Source organism: Cedecea neteri, assembly GCF_000758305.1.
Classification (GTDB): Bacteria; Pseudomonadota; Gammaproteobacteria; order Enterobacterales; family Enterobacteriaceae; genus Cedecea; species Cedecea neteri_C.
Window position 1 is genome coordinate 4,015,434 of sequence record NZ_CP009458.1, and the last position, 21,697, is coordinate 4,037,130.

Here is a 21,697-nt window from a genome sequence, read left to right on the forward strand (position 1 = left end):
TTTTTTCCTTATAAACATCCGATTACTGCGTTATTTTCATCTGCGCTACTGGCGCAAAAAGGGAATTGGTTTACACTGCCGATTCTACGCATGCTGCAGGGAAACTGATTATGTTGCGATATTTAAACCAATGCTCTCTTGGGCGCACCGCCTGGCTGCTTTTGGCCTTTACGGCATTTGCGCTTGAGATGGTGGCATTGTGGTTCCAGCACGTTATGGGGCTGAAACCTTGTGTGATGTGTATTTATGAGCGTTGCGCGCTATTTGGCGTGATGGGTGCCGGTATCGTGGGCGCGATAGCCCCTAAAAGCCCCCTGCGCTATGGCGCCCTGGCCATCTGGCTGTACAGCGCAGGGAAAGGCGTTCAGTTGGCGTGGGAGCACACCATGCTGCAGCTTCACCCTTCTCCGTTTGTGACCTGCGATTTCTTCGCTCGTTTCCCAAGCTGGCTGCCGCTGGACAAATGGCTGCCGCAGGTCTTCGTTGCCAGCGGTGACTGCTCCGTTCGTCAGTGGGAATTCCTGTCGCTGGATATGGTTCAGTGGCTGCTCGGGATCTTCGCTGTGTTCCTGATTATTGCGGTGCTGGTGCTGATTGCTCAGTTCTTCAAGCCTAAGCGTCGCGATCTGTTTGGCCGTTAATTTCGCAAACGCCCGATAGTAATAACCCACCTGTCGGTGGGTTATTTTTTTCAGGAATGATCGCGCCGGTACAGCGCCCATTCATCAATTCTTTCCCCGCCTGGCAGCAGGCAGTCACTTCTTTCGCCCTCAGGCGTTTTGACGCTGACAGATTTCCCTCCTTTGGCCTGGCAGTAAACCGACGCCGGGTTCGCCATGCCCACACTGTGCGGCGGCTTCGGTGCCTCGCGTTCTGCAGTCGCACAGCCGCTGAGCAGCAATATGCCCATAATAGTTGTTATTTTTTTCATTTTTCCTCCTCTGAAAAGTGAAGTATACGCCGGAGAAATAAAAAAGTGCCTTCAGTTTTTTATTACATACTCGTAGTCGAAGTTTCGTGCAAAAAAACTGAGGTCACTATGCGTCAGATAAAATTTTTTCCCAGGATTAAGCATCTAAGGATTGATATAAAGTCGCCCCTCAATCATATCGAGAATCACCTGATGCTCCCGCATGAAATTCATTCCCAGCAAACCATCGAAATCAATTTCTTGGGGAGTCGAGCTACTGGAGACAATAGCCACATTGCTGCTAGTCTTGCCTTCGTTATCTGTAATACTGATTTCCGCTACTCTGCAGTCTAAGTTGGATGCCTCAGGCTCAAGGGTTTTGCACCCTGAAAAAAGCGTGTTGGCTGGTAGTCGGTCTGAGAATAGAAGTGAGTGGCTGGCACCAGTATCTACAATCAAATGCAAAGGCGTTATTCCGACGAATGCGGTAACACGTAAGCCCGATTCCGTTTGCTTTATCGGGTAGGATGACCACTTATTAACTTCCGATGAGATTGAGTCCAACATTTGCAACCGGCCATTTTTAAAGTCGATTAAAACCCGACGGTCGTGAAAAATGCCAAGCCCCATCACTTCATTTGCAGGCACATCGCCACCCAAGTTGAAGCCCCATGGCTTGAGCTCTACCGCTTCAACGTTATCGAAATGCACATCAGAAATAGTTAATTGATGAATTGTCCAGGACGGGATAATACTTTCACCACCTGATACATCGATCATCCGACGGGGGGCTTTCTGAGTAATTTTCAGTCCGATATTTGCAATCAGTGTGTCCAGGTTATGTTTGTAAAGATGCAACCCCTCTCCACTCCCGGTATCCAACATTAACGTATGAAATCTATTATTTATTCGGACATCCGCCAATGGTAGTCCTCGCTCATCATATCGCAACCGCCAGAAATCAGCAGGGGCGCTGGCCATGCAAACATCAGAGAAAAAAAGCATTAATAACGGAAGACATTTCACCATGATTAAATTTCCATATTTTTCATAAGAAAGAGATTCAAATAAATAGTTCTGCCAATCATTGGTTTTATGCAGGGCTGAGTGAATTATATTGATTGTAGGTTACAGCGACCTGAAAACAAAAACTCATGGGCAAACTATGGGTTTAACTTACTAAGATAATGGGACCGTAATAACCACAAAACACAAACAAAAAAGCCACCGGAGTTAACCAGTGGCCTGCCGAGTGCGGGCGTGAACCCGAACTTATAGCAGCGCAAATGGGGCATACTTTGCGCAACGTTTATGGTAAGTGGATGAACGACAACAACGGCGATCGGATGAGCGTTTTGAACGCTAATTTTAATGAATACGCCCCACTCATGCCCCAGGCACAAAACCAGTAAGGCAAATTCCCTTTCAAATCAGAGCATCAATCCGCCCATTCGGGCTTGTTGAGAATGTGATCCTGCCAGTCGCGGACCTCCGATTCTTTCACCGCGATATGGCGCACGGAAATACGCTCGCCGTGCATGGCGGCTTTTGAGCCAGTGATTAGCGGGTGCCATTCCGGCAGCGGTTTACCTTCGGCCAGCAGACGATAAGCGCAGGTGTGCGGCAGCCATTCAAAGGTCGGCAGATTGTCGCGGGTGAGTTTGATGCAGTCCGGCTCGTACTCAAAGCGGCGGGCGTAGTTCTTGCACTGACAGGTTTTGATGTTGAGCTGCTTACACGCGACGTTAGTGAAATAAATCTCGTCGGTGTCTTCGTCCATCAGCTTATGCAGGCAACACTGACCGCAGCCGTCGCACAGGGATTCCCACTCGGCGTCGCTCATTTCGTCGAGAGTTTTACTTTGCCAAAAAGGAGTGGGTGTCATAGCGGTTCCTGCATTTGAAAATTAAGCTGCACCTTATAAACAGTCTGACACCCGGATGCAAGTTTTGCCGCCCTGAAGCGGCAAATTGTTTATAAAACGCGCGTCGTCAGGCTGTGGCCGGCAAAGCTCACTTCCAGCTCGTCGCCGCTGAGCAGAGGGCCGACGCCTTCCGGTGTTCCGGTCAGGATCACATCCCCCGCACGCAGAGTGAAGAATTTGCTCATATAGGCAATCAGCGGCACGATCTTATGGATCATGTCTTCGGTGTTTCCCTGCTGGCGAACTTCACCGTTGATCTTCAGCTCCAGCGGGGTATTTTGCGGATCGTGAGTAAACTGCGCCGCCGGAATAAACCCGGAGATTGGGCAAGAGTTATCAAAGCCCTTGGCTTTTTCCCACGGCTGGCCTGCTTTTTTCAGTTTGGCCTGCAGATCGCGTAGCGTGAGATCCAGCGCAACGCCATAGCCGGCAATGGCTTTCTGCACGTGCTCTTCGCTTGCCTGCTTGAGGGTTGAGCCAATCAGAATAGCCAGCTCAACTTCATGATGCACGGAACCAAATTCCTGCGGCAATGCCAGCGGCTGGCGAATATCACACAGCGCGCTTTCTGGCTTGATAAACACCACCGGCTCGTCCGGCGTCGCACTGCCCATTTCTTTAATATGTTTGGCATAGTTGCTGCCAACACAGACTACCTTGTTTACCGGAAAATCCAGCAGCGCACCCTGCCAGTTATGATGTTGATACATGCCTTTCCTCTGTGTCGTTTGTGTTAACTGCCTTTGATACTAGATAAAAAACGCCCCGCTGAATACCGGGGAAGTGTTTCTAAGCGTGCTTTATCGGGCAATAGCATCCGCCATTTTGCCAATGCTAATGGCAAAGTAGTAAGAGCGGTTCCAGTGCATCAGGGTGCGGAAGTTGTTATAGACGAGGAATGAACGCGCCAGGCCATCGTCTGGCCTCACCAGCCAGGCTTTTTTTGAGGAGACAGGGAGATGAGTTCCACCCGGCAGTGTTACCCCTAGTTTTTTCCACTGGGCCACGGACTTGCCCTGCTCCGGACTTGTTCCCAGCAGCGAACTATTAAAGCCAGCAGGCAGTTTCACCTCATAGCCCCACGCTCCGCCACGCTCCCAGCCTTCTACCGCCAGGTAGTTTGCCGTGGAGGCGAAAACGTCGCGGGTGTTATTCCAGATATCAATTTTACCGTCTCCGTCGCCGTCTTTGCCGTAGCGCAATAGCGAACTCGGCATAAACTGGTTTTGCCCCATCGCGCCGGCCCACGAGCCTTTCATCTGCGCCTCACGAACATCACCCCGCTGAATGATTTTCAGCGCCGACATCAGTTCGTTGGTAAAAAATGCTTCACGGCGTCCCTCAAAAGCGAGCGTTGCTAAAGCAGAAATGACATCTTCTTTGCCCTGCAGTTTGCCGAAGTTACTCTCCATTGCCCACAGGGCGACGATGTAGCGACTCTGAACGCCACTGTTGGCGCTGACCTTTTCCAGCTCTGATCGATGCTGTTTGGCCAGACTACGCGCCTGTTTTATTTTTGCCGGGGTGATCACTCGGGTTAAATAGTCATCGAGCGTTATTTTCTTTTCCAGCTGATTGCGATCGGATTGAATAACCCGATCAACAAAATGAATATTGGTAAAGGCTTTTGCCAGCGTCTCGTTGCTGATGCCCTGCTTCCTGGCTTGTGATTTTAATTTTTCGACATAAGCCGGGAATTCAGCGGGATTACGCCCTTGTTCAGCGAGCGTGATGGTTTGAGGCGTGCTGCTTTGAGGATCTGAAGCGGCTGTGGGAGCCGCCTCAGCATGGGGGAGATAACCTGCCCCACAGGAGAGTATTAAGACGCTGAAGGTATAACGCAAAGCAGCATTTTTCATCGGCTTATCTTCAATAATGTGTTTCACACATTTTCCGTGTGAATGCATGGAAAAGATTTACCTTCAGTCCGAAAGTTATTTTTTAGGACTCTTTTCCAGGTGCATGGCCAGCAAACTTTCTACCGGAGGTGGGATCTGTAAATAATAACCCTCCGTTTCCAGTGCCTGCTTCACTTTATCCAAATCGGCATTGGCCAGTTTTTTACTGCCGTCCAGCGGCAACAGCATCGACAGCACCGGTTTGCCAAAGCCTTTCATCAGTTCTTCCGGCACTCGGGAAAAATCGTCTTTTTTTTCGACATAAAGATATGTCTGGTCACGTTTAGTACTTCTGTAGATCACACAAAACATTTTTTTTACTCTATTTTCGCCAGCGAGTGGCTTGCCTGAATATAAGCTGGACTATAACATGCCTGGTGTACTTCGGAATATCGTCCCACAATAGTGGGGATTGAAACTGAATTGAGTAAGGCCAGGATGTCAAACACGCCAATCGAGTTAAAGGGCAGCAGTTTTACCTTATCTGTGGTTCATTTGCATGATGCACAACCTGAGGTTATTCGCCAGGCTCTGGAAGATAAAATCGCCCAGGCTCCCGCATTCTTAAAGAATGCCCCGGTGGTCGTTAACGTCGCCAGTCTCGATGGTTCCGTCAACTGGAAGAAAGTACAACAGGCCGTCACCGCAACCGGCCTGCGCGTTGTGGGTATCAGCGGCTGTAAAGATGAAGCCTTAAAGGCTGAAATTGAGCGCGCTGGCCTGCCCTTGCTGACCGAAGGGAAAGAAAAGGCCGCAAGAACGCCAAAAGCCGCACCTGCAGAGCCCGTCGTGGTTGCTGCGCCGGATGTTACACCGGTCACAAAAACACGTTTAATTGATACACCGGTCCGTTCCGGGCAGCGCATTTATGCGCCAAACTGTGACTTGATTGTGACCAATCACGTCAGCGCCGGTGCAGAACTGATAGCAGATGGTAATATTCATATTTACGGCATGATGCGTGGCCGTGCGCTGGCTGGTGCAAGCGGCGATCGTGATGCACAAATATTTTGTACTAACCTGGTGGCAGAGCTTGTCTCTATTGCGGGCGAGTACTGGCTGAGCGAGCAGATCCCAGCCGATTATTATGGAAAAGCGGCTCGCCTGAATCTGGCGAGTGGTGCGCTCTCCGTTCAATCTTTGAATTAAGCCCTTTTAACAAGGAAATCCTTTATGGCACGCATTATTGTTGTTACATCGGGTAAAGGGGGCGTCGGTAAGACCACGTCCAGCGCGGCCATCGCTACGGGGCTGGCCCAAAAGGGAAGAAAAACCGTCGTTATTGATTTCGACATTGGCCTGCGTAACCTTGACCTGATCATGGGCTGCGAACGCCGCGTTGTGTACGATTTCGTTAACGTGATTCAGGGCGATGCCACGCTGAATCAGGCGCTTATCCGTGATAAGCGTACTGAACAGCTCTATATCCTGCCAGCTTCACAAACCCGCGATAAAGACGCCCTGACCCGCGAAGGCGTGGCCAAGGTGCTGGAAGACCTGAAAAACATGGACTTCGAGTTTATCGTTTGTGACTCCCCGGCAGGTATCGAAACCGGCGCGCTGATGGCGCTGTACTTTGCGGATGAAGCCGTGATCACCACCAACCCGGAAGTTTCCTCGGTGCGTGACTCAGACCGAATTCTCGGCATTCTGTCCTCTAAATCCCGCCGCGCTGAAAACGGTGAAGATCCTATTAAAGAGCATTTATTGCTGACCCGCTACAACCCGGGTCGCGTCAATAAAGGCGATATGCTGAGCATGGAAGATGTGCTCGAAATTCTGCGCATTCCGCTGGTTGGCGTTATCCCGGAAGACCAGTCAGTGCTGCGTGCGTCCAACCAGGGCGAGCCGGTGATTCTTGACGGCGAATCGGATGCAGGCAAAGCCTACGCCGATACCGTTGAACGCCTGCTCGGCGAAGAACGCCCTTTCCGCTTCATTGAAGAAGAGAAGAAGGGTTTCCTGAAACGCCTGTTCGGAGGATAAGTTATGGCATTACTCGACTTTTTTCTGTCACGAAAAAAGAACACCGCCAACATCGCGAAAGAGCGTTTACAGATTATTGTAGCTGAGCGTCGCCGTAGCGATGCAGAACCCCATTACCTGCCGCAGCTGCGCAAGGACATTCTCGACGTGATTTGCAAGTACGTGCAAATCGACCCGGAAATGGTTAGCGTCCAGCTTGAGCAGCGCGATGGGGATATTTCGATTCTGGAGCTGAACGTGACGCTCCCGGAAGCGGAAGAAGCCAGCAAATCGGCCTGAATAAAAAACCCCCTGCATGTGTCAGGGGGTTTTATTTTTATGCCGCCACTTAACGTTTATTAAGAGCCTTCTCGTTGCGGTCCACAAATATATATCAGCCTGAGAACAATACTGTAATTATTCCCAGGTCATATGAACAATCAGTATTCCGCCAACAATTTCGTTAGCGCTTCTGCCATTAATTCTGCCCGCCAGCCGCTAATTAATTCCGGCATGACGTTTTGCGGCTTCAATTTCCAGTGCCAGTTTAACAGCTGATTGATTTGGCGGCGGGAGGCCAGTAATTCGGCACTCAGCCCTTTTGCCTCGCTCACTTCCTGCACCAGAGCTTTAATCGCCTTAAACACTTTGCGGTAGCCCGGCATATCCACAAGGTTTTGCAGCGGCTGCGGCAGTTCGCTCTCCGGCAGCGCCTGCGCCTCGGCCACCAGGGCGATAAGCGTCTTACCGTGGAAGCGAATTTCACTGCCGCTCAGGCCAAGCGAGTCCAGCTCCCCCAGCGAGCCAGGCATGTATCTCGCCACCTGCCACAGGTTTTCTTCACGGACGACAAAGTTTACCGCCATATCGCGCTCGCGGGCTTTGCGAAGGCGCCAGGCTGCCAGCTTCTTAAGGCAGGCCAACTGCCGGGTTCGCAGCTGCCAGGCGTTACCTATGTCGCGCCAGGCCTCTTCCGGATCAAGCTGATCGCGGCGGCGAGAGCACATCAGATGGCACTCATCGAGAGCCGCACCGATCCAGCCCGCCGCTTCCGTTTCGGCCATCAGTTTCTCAGCGATAGGCAGCAAATAAAGTACGTCTGCCGCAGCATATTCACACTGCCGCTCCGTGAGCGGACGAGCCAGCCAGTCAGTCCGGGATTCACTTTTATCCAGCGCAATGCCGGTGTAGGACTCGACGATGGTGGCAAAGCCGCAAGACAACGGGCGGCCAGTGAAGGAAGCCAGAATCTGCGTATCGATAAACGGATCTGGCAGCATGCCAAAAGCATTCAGGAAGACTTCGAGATCTTCACTGCCCGCGTGCAGATATTTGATTGTATCCGGATCCTGCAGCAAGGCTTTGAAAGGCGACCAGTCGCTGATGGTTAAAGGATCGATCAGCGAAACCTGCTGACCGTCATAAAGCTGGATCAGCCCCAGCTGAGGGTAGTAGGTACGGGTACGAACAAACTCGGTGTCCAGTGCCAGCGCGGGGAATTGACGGGCGGCCAGGCAAACGGCGGCCAGCCCTTCATCGGTAGTGATCATCTGGTAAGTCAAATTCAGTTCTCTTAGGTTGCGCCCATAAAAAATGCCGGCGAACCGGCATCAGGACGAGTGACTTGGAGCTCAGGCGTTATTGTTGCCTGTCTTGCCCGCTTCGTCACGCAGTTCTCGTCGTAAAATTTTCCCGACGTTCGATTTTGGCAGTTCCGTGCGGAATTCAATCAGTTTCGGCACTTTATAGCCAGTTAACTGACGACGGCAGAAGGCGATAAGCGCCTCTTCCGTTAGCGTGGGATCTTTTTTCACCACAAAGATTTTCACCTGCTCACCGGTCACCCCGGCAGGAACCCCCACAGCAGCGACTTCAAGCACGCCTTCGTTCTGCATCACCACATCTTCAATTTCGTTTGGATAAACGTTGAAGCCGGAAACGAGGATCATGTCTTTTTTGCGGTCAACGATGTTCATGAAGCCTTCTTCGTTCATCACCGCAATATCCCCGGTGCGCAGCCAGCCGTCTTTAAGGATTTCATCAGTTTCTTTTGGACGCTGCCAGTAGCCCAGCATCACCTGCGGGCCTTTAACACACAGTTCGCCAGGCTCGCCCGGTGGCACCTCATTACCCTGATCGTCTACCAGCTTCACATCGGTAGACGGCACCGGCAGGCCGATAGAGCCGCTGTGGTAATCCATATCATGCGGGTTGGCGCTGACCAGCGGTGCGCATTCAGTCAGGCCATAGCCTTCAAGCAGGAAACGGCCCGTGAGTTTTTCCCAGCGTTCGGCAACCGCGTGCTGGACGGGCATACCGCCGCCCGCAGAGAGGTGAAGGCTGGAGAAATCAAGCTGCTGAAACTCTTTGTTATTCAGTAACGCGTTAAACAGCGTATTCACGGCAGTCATGGCGGTGAACGGATATTTCGCCAGCTCTTTTACCAGCCCTGGAATATCGCGCGGGTTGGTGATCAGCAAGTTCTGGCCACCCATGTCGATAAACAGCAGGCAGTTAATAGTTAGAGCAAAAATGTGGTACAGCGGCAGCGGGGTCACCACCAGCTCTTTGCCTTCATGCAGCAGCGGGCTGTATGCCGCTCTGACCTGCTCCAGGTTGGCCAGCATGTTGCGATGCGTCAGCATCGCGCCTTTGGCTACGCCGGTTGTACCGCCGGTATACTGCAGGAAAGCCAAGTCTTCATTGAGAATGTCAGGCTTGATGTACTGCATGCGGTAGCCGCTTTGCAGCGCCCGACGGAAAGAGATAGCGTTTGGTAAGTGGTATTTCGGCACCAGCCGCTTGATGTACTTCACCACGAAGTTAACCAGCGTCCCTTTCGGCCCGGAGATCTGATCCCCCAGGCGAGTCAGGATCACATGTTTCACCTGGGTTTTTTCGACCACTTTCTCCAGCGTGTGGGCAAAGTTTGACACAATAACAATCGCGCTGGCTCCGCTGTCGTTCAACTGGTGCTCCAGTTCTCGCGGGGTATAGAGCGGATTCACGTTAACCACCACCATACCGGCGCGCAGAATACCGAACAGCGCGACAGGATACTGCAGCAGGTTTGGCATCATCAGCGCCACGCGGTCGCCTTTTTTCAGGCCCAGCCCCTGCTGAAGGTATGCGGCAAATGCCCGGCTGCGCTCTTCCAGTTTGCGGAAGGTCATCACCTCCCCCATGTTGATAAACGCAGGTTTGTCGGCGTAGCGAGTGACAGCCTGCTCAAACATATCAACCAGGGATTGATAGCGGTCGGGATTTATTTCAGCCGCAACGTCGGCCGGGTAGCGGTTAAGCCAAACCTTATTCAAGGATCCACCTCTGAAATTATTATTTGTCGTCATCACAACCCCAGGGAATACATTTCGTTAACATAATATTAACTCAGCGTACCAGTTTATTAATTAGCCTGATTAAAGGTTGCGAAGCACATCACTAAATTTTTTCATCCGTCCTGGATAAAAACAAACAGCGGCCAGGCCGCTGTTTGAAAATATTTTAAAAACAACAGATTATTCGGTTACAACGGTTTGCACCTGTGCAGGCCCCGGATTGTACCAGCCGCCCCACATGTCGTAATGGTGGCGATACGGGTAAGGCCCACCCCAGAACCACGGGTCAATAGGCTGTGGTGGCATGACCACCTGCTGGACCACGTTCCAGCGCTTGTAGCCCGTCGCCTGCATGGTCATGAATTTATAGGGCGTCTGGCCAATCTTACCTTCTGCCGTGCCGGTAATTGGCCCAACGACGGTCACCAGCTGATTGCGGAAATCGACCGGATCAAGGAAGCCATTCACATCGGCATAAATGCGCCCTTGCGAAGGCTCATTCAATGCCGGACGGGCACCTTCATCGAGGCTGACGGTGGCAATCTCCAGGCGAGTTTTGCCCTTCAGGTTGTCCACGTTCACCACCCGCCCGCCAAAGCGCGCTTCCTGCCCGACATAAAGCTGGGGCGCGCTCATCACCGCCGTCAGATCCTGCTGCGGGGTCGCGGAAGTCCCTTTAATCGCATCCGGCACGCTCACGCAGCCGCTCAGGACCAACGCCGCAGCGGCCGCCAGCAGCCAGCTGCATTTTTTGACATTATAAACAGCCATACCTCATCTCCTTAACCTTCCCGCCGTTTAGCGGCGGTCGGTCTTACTCTCTGCCAGGTAGCTTTTTCCAGGTGACTTCATTACGCAGGTAGACAGGCTCAGCATGCTCGACGGCGACGGTTTTACCGGCGCTGAACGCCTGCTGCGCCAGAGGAAGCATATCCTCAGCTTCAGGCAGCGTAGTTTCACCGTCCTGCAACAAAAGTCCGCTACCCTTCGCCATATCAGGCCAGGCCTGCCAGCCTGTTCCGACTGTAGCCCAGGTGCCGCTCAGATGCTTCAACCGCCCGGCAACGTCTTCAGGCTTGAGGACGGCTTCGCTTGCTTCACCGTGCCACACGCCCTGCTCGTCACGCTCATACTCAGCCCAATAGACTTCGCCCATGCGGGCATCTATTGCAGCAAGTACGCGGGTCGCGCCCGTTCTGCGCCATGCGCCCTGCGCCATCGTCGCCAGCGTTGAAACGCCAATCATCGGCAGCTCAGCGCCCAGCGCCAGCCCCTGCGCAATACCAATGCCAATGCGCACGCCGGTAAAACTGCCCGGCCCACGCCCGTAGGCAAGTGCGTTCACCTCAGACAAAGTAATCCCGCCCTGGTTCAGGATCTCTTTGACCAGCGGTAAAATTCTTTGCGTATGCTCGCGCGGGCAGAGCTCGAAATGGGCGTAGGACGCCGCGTCGTTTTGCAGGGCAACAGAACAGGCTTCTGTTGCGGTATCGATGGCTAAAATTCGCATGGGCTTGCCAACCTCTGGCGGAGATAAGGTCAAAAAACGGCGCGCATCATACCATAGCCTGGCACAAATTACTGCGCGCCTGAGGCATTGAGGAACTCAACTGCCCGATTTATATCCCTGGTACGCGGCGTAGGCGGCAGGCTGTTAAGAAAAACAGCGCCATAAGGCCGCATGACCAGGCGGTTATCACAGATAACCAATACTCCACGGTCTTCCACATCACGGATGAGGCGACCGACGCCCTGCTTAAGAGTAATGACTGCGTCGGGCAACTGGACATCGTCAAACGGATCGCCCCCGCGAATGCGGCAATCTTCCATTCTCGCCTTGAGCAGCGGATCGTCCGGTGAGGTAAAGGGAAGTTTGTCGATGATGACCAAAGAGAGCGTATCGCCGCGCACGTCAACGCCTTCCCAGAAGCTGCTGGTCGCCACCAGCAGGGCGTTACCGGCCTCGACAAACTGCTGTAGCAGTTGACCTTTGCTGGTTTCCCCCTGCAGCAGCACGGGCAACGTCATGGTGGCCCGGAACTGTTCCGCCAGGTCACGCATCATGGCGTGGGAGGTACAAAGCATAAAGCAGCGCCCGTTGTTCGCCTCAATAAGCGGGCGCAACAGGTTAGCCAGGTGACGGCCAGCGTGAGGCTGATTGGGCGTTGGCAGCCCTCTCGGCACGCACAGAAGCGCCTGCTTAGCATAATCAAACGGGCTGGCAAGCAGCAACGTTTCCGCCTCGTCGATACCCAGCCGCTCGGTGAAATGGCTCATATTGTCATTCACCGCAAGCGTGGCCGAGGTAAAGACCCAGCAGCCCGCTTTTTCACGAATGACTTCCTTAAACTTGTCCGCTACAGAGAGAGGCGTCAGGGCCAGCGTGAAGTGGCGGGCGTTGCATTCATACCAGTAGCTGTAGCCCGGCTGATTAATCTCTTTCAGCCTTTTGATCCGCCCGCGATAAATTACCGCCCGTTCAAAAGCGGCGTCCAGCAGCGCCGAGCGGCCAAGAGAAAGCTTTGCCACGTCATAACACAGCTCCAGGGCATCATCGAGCAGCAGCAGCGAGCGCTGGATATTGGTGTCCGCAAGCAGCTCCCGCAGGTTTCCCCGGTAGCCCGGGTCGCCTATTTGCAGGCGGAAGTCCTGCGTGCGCTGGGCAAGGCTGTCGGCGCTTTTTTGCAGCTGTTGCGCGTCGCGGACTTCCGTGCGGTAGGCAATGGAAATGTCTTTGGCGAGGTCGAGCAACTGCCGGCTGGAGATAGACTGGCCAAAATACTGGCTGGCAATATCCGGGATCTGGTGGGCTTCATCGAAAATCGTCACCTGAGCCTCGGGAATAAGCTCCGCAAAGCCGCTCTCTTTCACCACCATGTCGGCCAGATATAGATGATGGTTCACCACCACCACGTCGGCATCCATCGCCTTTTTACGCGCCTTGACCACAAAACAGTCCTGATACTGCGGGCAGTCCTGCCCCAGACAGTTGTCGTTGGTGCTGGTGACCATCGGCCAGACGGTGGAATCTTCGGCGACGGACCCACAGGTGCTGATATCGCCATCCACGGTTTCACTGGCCCAGCCGCGCAAATGCATTACGTCGCTTAACGCCTGCACGGGCAAATCACCGCCCGCCAGCGACTGCTGTTCCAGCCTTTCCAGACAAAGGTAGTTAGAGCGCCCTTTGAGCAACGCCACGCGGCCGGTAAATTTCAGCGCGAGGGATATCGTCGGCAGATCGCGAGAAAACAGCTGATCCTGAAGCGCTTTCGAGCCGGTAGAGATAATGACTTTTTTGCCAGAACGCAGCGCGGGGGCAAGATAAGCATACGTTTTCCCTGTCCCGGTGCCCGCTTCTACCACCAGCTCACCGCCGGCTTTGATCGCCCTGGTTACGGCTTCCGCCATTTCACGCTGAGCTTCACGCGGCTTGAAACCGGGAATGACCTTAGCCAGCTGGCCGTCTGCTGCAAAATCGTCCGTCACGTTACCCCCTGGTTAAATTGCCAGTGATTATGTCAGCCCCGGCGAGGTTTATCCAGCCAGGCGGTGGCACCGGGCAGCAGATTGTGGCAGTCTGTGCCGCACATATCGTTTGTTGTTAAGGAGTTGCCATGAGTATTGCGCGTATTAAACCCGAAGCCCGCTGGTCTGATGCGGTTATCCATAACCAGACCGTGTACTACACCGGCGTTCCGGAAAATCTGGATGCTGACGCCTACCAGCAGACGGCCAACACCCTGCAGCAAATCGACACCCTGCTGGCCGAACTCGGCAGCGACAAGACCCGCATTCTGGATGCAACGATTTTCCTGCCGGATGGCGAAGATTTTGCGGCGATGAATAAAGCGTGGGATGAGTGGGTCGTGGCGGGTAAAGCGCCGGTACGCTGCACCGTACAGGCTAAATTGATGAACCCGCGCTACAAAGTGGAAATCAAAATCATCGCGGCGGTGTAACGCTAAGTCGCTGAGGCCCGGCTAGTCCTGCGGGTCTTCTTCTTCGCCGTCTTCATCCTCAAAACGTACGGCGACGTTACCCCCGGTATGCGAGGCGCGAATCTCACTGGCTACCAGGGCGATGGCTTCACCGCTACTCATGCCGTCGGCCATCAGTTCGTGAATACGCTCGACGGCCTGCTGCTGCTGCTCGTGGCTAAGCGCCGGTAATCCTGAAATCATGTTTAACTCCTGTTACAGTGCTGAAGTCGCTATTTTACTCTGCTCCTGACGATGCTACCAAGATGAATGTTACAACCTCTCCCGCTTTTCGCGAACTCCGCTGGCAGGCTGATGCCGTTCAGCACTATTTCCGCGCGGTTTCCGCTCAGCCCTGGGCCATGCTGCTTCACTCTGGTTTTGCCGACCATCCGCATAATCGTTTTGATATTATGGTCGCCAGCCCGCTTGCGACGCTGGTCACACGCGGCCAGGAAACCGTTATTGAACGCCACGGACTCTCATCGCTACACAGCGAATGCCCGCTCGAACTGTTACAGCAAACGCTGGACAGCTTTGGCCTTGCCACCACGCCCACCAGCGATATTCCTTTCTGCGGCGGCGCGCTGGGGCTATTCAGCTACGACCTGGGTCGCCGCTTTGAGAAAATCCCTGAGACAGCTGAACAGGATTTGATCACGCCGGACATGGCCGTCGGCATTTATGACTGGGCGCTGATTGCAGACCACCATCTGCAGCGTCTGACGCTGGTTAGCCAGGGAGATATTGACGCGCGTCTGGCCTGGCTGAATGCACTCTCGCCCCGGCAAGAGGTTCAGCCTTTCCGGCTGACCAGCCAATGGCAGTCCAATATGTCCCGAGAAACGTACGGCGAGAAGTTCCGCCAGATCCAGGCTTATCTCAGCAGTGGCGACTGTTACCAGGTTAACCTGGCTCAGCGGTTCAGCACCCGCTATGAAGGGGATGAATGGCAGGCTTTCGAAACGCTAAATCAGGCGAACCGCGCGCCGTTCAGCGCTTTTTTGCGGCTGCCGGACAGCTGTATTCTCAGTCTTTCTCCGGAGCGTTTTGTTCTGCTCGAAGACAAGCAGATTCAAACCCGTCCGATTAAAGGCACGCTGCCTCGCCTTGCCGACCCGCAGGCCGACGCAGCCCAAGCTGAGCGCCTGGCGAACTCACCAAAAGATCGCGCTGAGAATCTGATGATTGTTGATTTGCTACGCAACGATATTGGCCGCGTTGCGGTGCCGGGCAGCGTCAAAGTGCCCGAGTTGTTTGTGGTGGAGCCTTTCCCTGCGGTGCATCATCTGGTGAGCACAATTACCGCCAGGTTGCCTGAGACGCTTAGCGCCTGCGATCTCCTGCGCGCCACCTTCCCCGGCGGTTCAATTACCGGCGCCCCCAAAGTGCGGGCAATGGAAATTATTGAAGAGCTGGAGCCTCAGCGGCGTAACGCATGGTGCGGCAGTATCGGCTACATTAGCTTCTGCGGAAAGATGGATACCAGCATCACCATCCGCACGCTTACTGCTGAAGGCGGGAAATTATATTGTTCTGCCGGCGGCGGGATCGTCGCCGACAGTAACGAGGCGGCGGAATATCAGGAAACTTTTGATAAAGTTAATCGTATCCTGCCCTTACTGGAGAATTAATGCATGCCTGGTTCGTCCCTGACGCTGAATGATTTCCTTACCCGGTTTCAACTGTTACGCCCGGCGGATAGCACGCCGGTCAGCAACAAACGTCAGGCGGCTGTACTGGTGCCGATTGTACGCCGGCCTCAGCCAGGGCTTTTGCTCACCCAACGCTCGCTGATGCTGCGCAAACATGCCGGTCAGGTGGCCTTCCCCGGTGGAGCGGTAGACGACACCGACAGCTCGCTGATAGCCGCCGCGCTGCGCGAGGCACAGGAAGAAGTCGCTATTCCACCAGAATCCGTCGAGGTTATCGGCACGCTTCCGCCGGTGGACAGCGTGACGGGTTTCCAGGTAACGCCGATTGTCGGCATCATTCCCCCTGATTTACCGTGGCGCGCCAGTGAAGATGAAGTTTCTGCGGTGTTTGAAATGCCGCTCGCCGAGGCCCTGAGTCTTGGGCGCTACCATCCGTTAGATATTCATCGCCGCGGCAACGCGCATCGCGTCTGGCTTTCCTGGTATCAACGCTATTTTGTTTGGGGTATGACGGCGGGGATTATTCGCGAACTCTCTTTACAAGTAGATAGCGATCCAGGCGACACTTTAAAACGCTGAAAATGGCTATATTTAAGCAACAGAAAGACCATAAATCATCTGCTATTAGGTGATTTATGGTTAAGCATTAGTTTAATTCATGTGAATAGTTTCCTGGTGGAACCAATAAATTTTTAAACTAGCGCTTAGCCATTTCAAAGCATCATGTTCCATGAAACAGGGTGCTATCAGAGGAGTTTTAGAGTGATTAGCATATTCGACATGTTCAAAGTCGGCATCGGGCCTTCCAGCTCCCATACCGTCGGGCCAATGAAGGCCGGGAAACAGTTTGTCGACGCACTGATCGAACAGGGACTGCTGGACAGTACCACCCGCATCGCGGTGGACGTTTACGGTTCTCTTTCCCTGACGGGGAAAGGCCACCACACCGATATCGCGATTATTATGGGTCTGGCCGGCAACCAGCCTGATAACGTCGATATCGACGCTATTCCGGCTTTTATTCGCGACGTGGAAACCCGCGGTCGTCTGCTAATTGCTCAGGGTCGGCATGAAGTCGATTTTCCGCAGGATAACGGCATGCGTTTTCGCAGCGACAACCTGCCGCTGCACGAAAACGGCATGCAGATCCACGCCTATAACGGCGACAAAGAGATCTACAGCAAAACCTATTATTCCATCGGCGGCGGCTTCATCGTCGACGAAGAACACTTTGGTAAAGATGCGGCCAGCGAAGTCACCGTGCCTTATCCGTTCCATTCCGCACAGGAAATGCTGCAGCACTGCAAGGACACCGGGCTGTCCGTGTCCGGCATGGTAATGCAGAACGAACTGGCACTGCATAGCCGCCAGGAAATCGAAGACTACTTCGCCAACATCTGGCAAACCATGCGCGCCTGTATCGATCGCGGCATGAATACCGAAGGCGTGCTGCCTGGCCCGCTGCGCGTGCCGCGTCGTGCCTCTGCCCTGCGCCGGATGCTGGTGTCCAGCGACAAGCTGTCCAACGATCCAATGAACGTGGTTGACTGGGTGAACATGTTTGCCCTGGCGGTGAACGAAGAGAACGCCGCAGGTGGCCGCGTAGTAACCGCGCCAACCAACGGCGCCTGCGGGATCGTGCCTGCGGTGTTGGCCTACTACGACCACTTTATCGAGCCTGTCACGCCGGATACCTGGGTTCGCTACTTCCTGGCCTCCGGCGCTATTGGCGTGCTGTACAAAATGAACGCCTCTATTTCTGGTGCTGAAGTGGGCTGCCAGGGTGAAGTTGGTGTTGCCTGTTCGATGGCGGCGGCGGGTCTGGCTGAAATTTTGGGCGCAAGCCCGGAACAGGTTTGCGTTGCGGCGGAAATCGGCATGGAGCATAACCTCGGCCTGACCTGTGACCCGGTCGCCGGCCAGGTACAGGTGCCATGTATCGAGCGTAACGCGATTGCCTCGGTGAAGGCTATCAACGCCACCCGTATGGCGATGCGTCGTACCAGCGCCCCACGCGTTTCGCTCGATAAGGTCATTGAGACCATGTACGAAACCGGTAAAGACATGAACGCCAAATACCGCGAAACATCACGAGGCGGGCTGGCCATCAAGGTTCAGTGCGATTAAGCCGTAACCACGAAACGCTGCTTATGCGCTGAACAGCGTTCGTGATGAAATAAGCGGGAAGTATCGTGAGGTATTTCCCGCTCACCTCGTTTTACCGAACATCCGCTTGTTCTTTCCCCGACATTCAATATCTAAAATTCAATCACCCGAGCACCATCTGCAGGAAACGATCTCGCACAGGATCGTTTAACTGAGCATTCCAGGCAATGCCGGTCTGCCAGGTGGTATGTTTGCCTTCAAGTGCCACAAGCCTGACGCCGGCTGGCAGAATATGACTTACCCCCGCCGGCAGCAATGCCACACCCTCTCCGGCGGCAACGAGCGCCAGCAAGGTCTGAATATCATCTGCCGCTGAAACGGTGCGGGGAGCGAGATTATTTCCTGAGAGAAATTGCGATGTCTGTGCCGACAGCCCTTCTCCCCGATTGCGAGACAGCTGCAGCAGTTGGCTTATTTGAAGCAACTCTGTTGCAACCGCTGTTTCCGTATAAGCAGTCTGAGCCACGGCAAGAACCAGCTGTTCTTCCGCCAGGATTCGACTGTCCAGCTGCGCAGGCGCAGGCAATCGCACGAATCCGACCTGAAGGCTACCCTCCGTTAATTGCCGAAACTGGTCGGCAGACGACATATCATTCAGGGAGACCTGCACATCTGGAAACTGGCTACGAAAGACGGCCACGTGACGAGGTGCCCGTTGGAAAGAGGAGATCCCAAAGCCCATGGTCAGTTTTCCTGCCCGTCCTTTCTGAATATCGGCCACTTCGGAACAGAAAAAATCATGACGTTCAAGAACCGCTGTGGCCCCTGGGAGCAATAGTTCGCCTGCCACGGTCAGCCTTGCCCCGTGGCGACCTCGCTGAAATAGCGTGATGCCGGAAAGGGACTCCAGCGTCTGGATCTGTTTGGTCAGTGCAGGCTGCGTGACACACAGTTTTTCAGCGGCTGAATGATATGACCCTGACTTTGAGAGGGTAACGAAAGCGCGCAGCAGTTTTATATCCATTCCGTCTGGTTATCGTATGGGCCGAAATCGTGATTATACACGCGAACGTGCTCTCTGATGGAATAGCCTCCGAATCGTTAAATAAGGAGCGAAAAATGGATACCACTATTCGTACTGCCACAGTTCAGTTTTGCCACCGGGCGGGAGACAAACAGTACAATTTATCGGTGATGGAGAAATTTATTATTCAGGCCGCCCAAGAGGAGGTAAAGATTTTGGCCTTCCCTGAAATGTGCATTACCGGATACTGGCATGTGCCGGATCTCAGCCGTCAGGCACTGGATGCGTTGTCTGAGCGGGCTGATGAGAGCGCATCATTGGCCAGGATTGCAGCACTTGCCGAACAATACCAGATGGCTATTGGGGTTGGGTTCATTGAAAAGAGCTGCGACGAGCGCTTGTATAATGCCTACGCCATCTGCATGCCGGATGGCACGCGGCATGTACACAGGAAGCTCCACGCTTTTGAACACCCTGATATCGCCTCCGGCAACAGTTTTACTGTTTTTGACACCCCGTGGGGAGTGCGTGTTGGCGTGCTTATTTGCTGGGACAATAATCTCGTGGAAAATGCGCGTATTACGGCATTACTGGGCGCCGACGTTCTTATCGCTCCGCACCAGACTGGAGGAACCCATTCGCGAAGTCCCTTCGGCATGAAACCTATTCCCCCCAGCCTCTGGGAAAACAGACATAACGATCCTCAAACGCTGGAAGCAGCCTTGCGCGGTGACAGCGGCCGGGGGTGGCTGATGCGCTGGTTACCTTCTCGCGCGCATGATAATGGCTTTTTCATTCTGTTCAGTAATGGCGTCGGCCTGGATAACGGCGAGGTTCGGACAGGAAATGCCATGATTATTGACCCCTACGGCAGGATCGTGAGCGAAACAGGTTCCTTTGAGGATACGATAGTGTACGCCAACCTCGATCTGCAATTGCTGCCGATGTCTACTGGCCGCAGGTGGATTCACGGCCGTCGGCCTGAGCTGTATGGCGTCTTGTGCGAATCACAGGGTTACGAGCGAGATGCAAGGACAGCGCGATTTTCTGAAGATGTGCCTTCTTTTGGCGGTGACTCTCGAAGCGAGGCCGAAAATAAGGCTGAATAGGTTGTCATCAGGAGACCAATATTTTGCCTCATGAACACTGATATCAGCGACAGATGCATACCAAACACCGCTTGTGCGGTGTTTTTTTTATCTTATCTTTTTTTATTTTTTTCGCGCTCTGATATCCCGCTACACTTTGATGATAACGTTACGCCTCATTTCTTGCGGCGAGAAACAGGGAAACAGGGATGCAAACGGCACAGCGGATTATTTCTGACTATCGCCGCAGGCGAGTTATTGTCTGCGCCGTACTCGCCATTTTAGTTTTAATCGTCACGCTTAGCGTCAGATATGCGACAGAGCGTAATCTTAACGAACAGCGCGTCGTCCAGTTTAATCAGCGAATTATTACCACACTTGACACACTTCTTGCCCCGCTGAATACCGTCAGCGACGATATTATGCAGCTCATCGGTACCTCCTGCGACGGCGCCCAATTAAAAATTCGCGAACACGCCGCCAAAATGCAAACGGTACGCGCGATTGGTTTAATCAAAGATGGCGTGCTGTACTGCTCCAGTATTTACGGCAGCCGCAACGTGGGGATTCATCAGCTCCACACGCGCCTGCCGTCCGATGAACCTCTGCTTTTTTTATCCCACGACAGCTCGCTATTAAAAGGCACCCCGGTGCTGATTTTCTGGCGGCCACAGCTGGGGCAGCCTCACGATGGCGTGATGCAGATCGTTAATATTCAGATGTTAACCAGCCTGCTGCTTAAGCCAGAGCATCCCTGGGTGACGCGAGCGGTACTGAACGTTGGCGACGATCATCTTGAATACGGTACCGGTCTGCTAGGCAAGATAGAAACAAACGAAGATGATGTTTCCACACAAACCGTATCTAAGCTTTACCCATATTCTATTACCGCCATTGGCCCTTCTGCCGACCAGTTAACGCTGCAAAATTTACCGGCTCAACTTCCGCTGGCTTTATTACTCAGCCTGCTGGTGGGCTATATTGCCTGGCTTGCCACTGCCAACCGAATGAGCTTCTCCTGGGAAATAAACCTCGGCCTTGCCGCCCGGGAATTTGAAGTCTTCTGCCAGCCGCTGGTTAGCGCCCGAAACTTACAGTGCGTTGGCGTCGAGCTGCTGCTGCGCTGGAACAACCCAAGACAGGGCTGGATTTCGCCGGAGGTGTTTATTCCTCTGGCAGAACAGCAGCAGCAAATCGCCCCACTCACCCGCTTTGTACTGGATGAAACCGTTCGCCATCTGGATATTTTCCCTAAAACACCAGGGTTTCATATCGGCCTTAATGTTGCCGCCAGCCATTTCCACGAAGGGGCGATAATTCGCGACCTGAAACGTTATTGGTTCCCGGCCACGCCTAAGCAAAAATTAACGCTGGAACTCACCGAACGTAACGCCCTGCCTACCGTGGACCATGGTGTGGTGCAACAGTTGCATAAGATGGGGATAGACCTTGCAATCGATGACTTTGGCACCGGACATAGCTCGCTCGCTTATCTTGAAACGCTGAATCCGAATGTGCTGAAAATCGATAAATCCTTTACCGCCGCCATCGGCACCGATGCTGTGAACTCGACGGTGACGGATATTATTATTGCGCTCGGGCAAAAGCTGGGTATCGATTTGGTGGCTGAAGGAGTGGAAACACAGGAACAGGCAGAATATTTACGACGTAACGGTGTGGATGTGCTGCAGGGATTTTTGTACGCCAAACCCATGCCGCTGCGAGATTTCTCTCACTGGCTCGAGGGCAACACGCCGCCGCCCCCTCGCCATGAAGACCGGGCTATCCCGGCCTTCCCTATGCGCTGAC

Annotated in this window: 23 protein-coding genes; 10 read left to right on the plus strand and 13 right to left on the minus strand. The window is 53.7% G+C overall.

Annotated features, from left to right (window positions below; translation table 11 throughout):
* Positions 1-110 precede the first annotated feature (110 nt).
* Entirely contained in the window at positions 111-641 is a 531-nt protein-coding gene (gene dsbB / locus LH23_RS18635; RefSeq protein ID WP_039294405.1) for a disulfide bond formation protein DsbB, read from the plus strand.
* 50 nt (positions 642-691) lie between these two features.
* On the opposite strand, the gene LH23_RS18640 is transcribed toward dsbB, so the two are convergent.
* The 6 genes from LH23_RS18640 to LH23_RS18665 form a co-directional block, all read right to left on the minus strand.
* Positions 692-931, minus strand: a complete 240-nt coding sequence (locus LH23_RS18640; protein WP_039294408.1) for a DUF333 domain-containing protein — start codon at positions 929-931, stop codon at positions 692-694.
* A 144-nt stretch (positions 932-1,075) separates the two neighbouring features.
* On the minus strand, positions 1,076-1,939 hold the full coding sequence (locus tag LH23_RS18645; RefSeq protein WP_039294411.1) for an aspartyl protease family protein: 864 nt from the start codon (positions 1,937-1,939) through the stop codon (positions 1,076-1,078).
* A 409-nt stretch (positions 1,940-2,348) separates the two neighbouring features.
* Positions 2,349-2,795, minus strand: coding sequence for a YcgN family cysteine cluster protein (locus LH23_RS18650; protein WP_008454079.1), 447 nt, complete (start codon positions 2,793-2,795; stop codon positions 2,349-2,351).
* A gap of 89 nt (positions 2,796-2,884) precedes the next feature.
* Entirely contained in the window at positions 2,885-3,544 is a 660-nt protein-coding gene (locus LH23_RS18655; protein WP_039294414.1) for a fumarylacetoacetate hydrolase family protein, read from the minus strand.
* A 90-nt stretch (positions 3,545-3,634) separates the two neighbouring features.
* Complete coding sequence (locus tag LH23_RS18660) at positions 3,635-4,693, minus strand: lytic murein transglycosylase (protein ID WP_039296884.1); 1,059 nt, start codon at positions 4,691-4,693, stop codon at positions 3,635-3,637.
* 75 nt (positions 4,694-4,768) lie between these two features.
* Positions 4,769-5,044, minus strand: a complete 276-nt coding sequence (locus LH23_RS18665; RefSeq protein WP_039294416.1) for a YcgL domain-containing protein — start codon at positions 5,042-5,044, stop codon at positions 4,769-4,771.
* 126 nt (positions 5,045-5,170) lie between these two features.
* Between LH23_RS18665 and minC the strand changes: the two genes are divergently transcribed.
* From minC to minE, 3 genes are read left to right on the plus strand one after another with little or no spacing between them, the layout of a single operon-like run.
* Positions 5,171-5,881 (plus strand): septum site-determining protein MinC, encoded by a 711-nt coding sequence (gene minC, locus LH23_RS18670; protein ID WP_039294418.1) that lies wholly within the window; start codon positions 5,171-5,173, stop codon positions 5,879-5,881.
* A gap of 24 nt (positions 5,882-5,905) precedes the next feature.
* Positions 5,906-6,718, plus strand: coding sequence for a septum site-determining protein MinD (gene minD / locus LH23_RS18675; RefSeq protein WP_039294422.1), 813 nt, complete (start codon positions 5,906-5,908; stop codon positions 6,716-6,718).
* Positions 6,719-6,721: 3 nt separating this feature from the next.
* Positions 6,722-6,997 carry a cell division topological specificity factor MinE gene (gene minE, locus LH23_RS18680; protein ID WP_008454068.1) on the plus strand — a complete coding sequence of 92 codons (276 nt, stop codon included), beginning with the start codon at positions 6,722-6,724 and terminating at the stop codon, positions 6,995-6,997.
* 140 nt (positions 6,998-7,137) lie between these two features.
* Here the strand turns inward: minE and rnd are convergent, their stop codons facing one another.
* From rnd to LH23_RS18705, 5 genes are all read right to left on the minus strand, one after another.
* Positions 7,138-8,259, minus strand: coding sequence for a ribonuclease D (gene rnd / locus LH23_RS18685; protein ID WP_156108062.1), 1,122 nt, complete (start codon positions 8,257-8,259; stop codon positions 7,138-7,140).
* 69 nt (positions 8,260-8,328) lie between these two features.
* Entirely contained in the window at positions 8,329-10,014 is a 1,686-nt protein-coding gene (fadD, locus tag LH23_RS18690; RefSeq protein WP_156108063.1) for a long-chain-fatty-acid--CoA ligase FadD, read from the minus strand.
* A 201-nt stretch (positions 10,015-10,215) separates the two neighbouring features.
* Complete coding sequence (locus tag LH23_RS18695) at positions 10,216-10,806, minus strand: Slp family lipoprotein (RefSeq protein ID WP_039294432.1); 591 nt, start codon at positions 10,804-10,806, stop codon at positions 10,216-10,218.
* 43 nt (positions 10,807-10,849) lie between these two features.
* Positions 10,850-11,545, minus strand: a complete 696-nt coding sequence (gene tsaB, locus LH23_RS18700) for a tRNA (adenosine(37)-N6)-threonylcarbamoyltransferase complex dimerization subunit type 1 TsaB (protein WP_039294434.1) — start codon at positions 11,543-11,545, stop codon at positions 10,850-10,852.
* 68 nt (positions 11,546-11,613) lie between these two features.
* Positions 11,614-13,524, minus strand: a complete 1,911-nt coding sequence (locus tag LH23_RS18705) for an ATP-dependent DNA helicase (protein WP_039294437.1) — start codon at positions 13,522-13,524, stop codon at positions 11,614-11,616.
* Positions 13,525-13,652: 128 nt separating this feature from the next.
* On the opposite strand from LH23_RS18705, the gene LH23_RS18710 reads away from it, so the two are divergent.
* Positions 13,653-13,997 carry a RidA family protein gene (locus tag LH23_RS18710; RefSeq protein ID WP_039294440.1) on the plus strand — a complete coding sequence of 115 codons (345 nt, stop codon included), beginning with the start codon at positions 13,653-13,655 and terminating at the stop codon, positions 13,995-13,997.
* A gap of 21 nt (positions 13,998-14,018) precedes the next feature.
* Here LH23_RS18710 and LH23_RS18715 read toward each other — a convergent pair whose 3' ends face one another.
* Entirely contained in the window at positions 14,019-14,219 is a 201-nt protein-coding gene (locus LH23_RS18715; protein ID WP_008454053.1) for a YoaH family protein, read from the minus strand.
* Positions 14,220-14,281: 62 nt separating this feature from the next.
* Between LH23_RS18715 and pabB the strand changes: the two genes are divergently transcribed.
* The 3 genes from pabB (at position 14,282) to sdaA (ending at position 17,797) form a co-directional block, all read left to right on the plus strand.
* On the plus strand, positions 14,282-15,649 hold the full coding sequence (gene pabB, locus LH23_RS18720; RefSeq protein ID WP_039294443.1) for an aminodeoxychorismate synthase component 1: 1,368 nt from the start codon (positions 14,282-14,284) through the stop codon (positions 15,647-15,649).
* A gap of 3 nt (positions 15,650-15,652) precedes the next feature.
* Complete coding sequence (locus LH23_RS18725; protein ID WP_039294446.1) at positions 15,653-16,249, plus strand: CoA pyrophosphatase; 597 nt, start codon at positions 15,653-15,655, stop codon at positions 16,247-16,249.
* A gap of 183 nt (positions 16,250-16,432) precedes the next feature.
* Complete coding sequence (gene sdaA / locus LH23_RS18730) at positions 16,433-17,797, plus strand: L-serine ammonia-lyase (RefSeq protein WP_039294449.1); 1,365 nt, start codon at positions 16,433-16,435, stop codon at positions 17,795-17,797.
* A 142-nt stretch (positions 17,798-17,939) separates the two neighbouring features.
* Here the strand turns inward: sdaA and LH23_RS18735 are convergent, their stop codons facing one another.
* The gene (locus LH23_RS18735) at positions 17,940-18,800 is read right to left on the minus strand and encodes a LysR family transcriptional regulator (RefSeq protein ID WP_039294452.1); all 861 of its coding nucleotides are present in this window, start codon (positions 18,798-18,800) and stop codon (positions 17,940-17,942) included.
* A 95-nt stretch (positions 18,801-18,895) separates the two neighbouring features.
* Between LH23_RS18735 and LH23_RS18740 the strand changes: the two genes are divergently transcribed.
* Together LH23_RS18740 and LH23_RS18745 are read left to right on the plus strand one after the other, a co-directional pair.
* Positions 18,896-19,909 carry a nitrilase family protein gene (locus LH23_RS18740; RefSeq protein ID WP_039294454.1) on the plus strand — a complete coding sequence of 338 codons (1,014 nt, stop codon included), beginning with the start codon at positions 18,896-18,898 and terminating at the stop codon, positions 19,907-19,909.
* Between the two features lie 188 nt (positions 19,910-20,097).
* Positions 20,098-21,696 (plus strand): EAL domain-containing protein, encoded by a 1,599-nt coding sequence (locus LH23_RS18745; protein ID WP_039294458.1) that lies wholly within the window; start codon positions 20,098-20,100, stop codon positions 21,694-21,696.
* Position 21,697 lies beyond the last annotated feature (1 nt).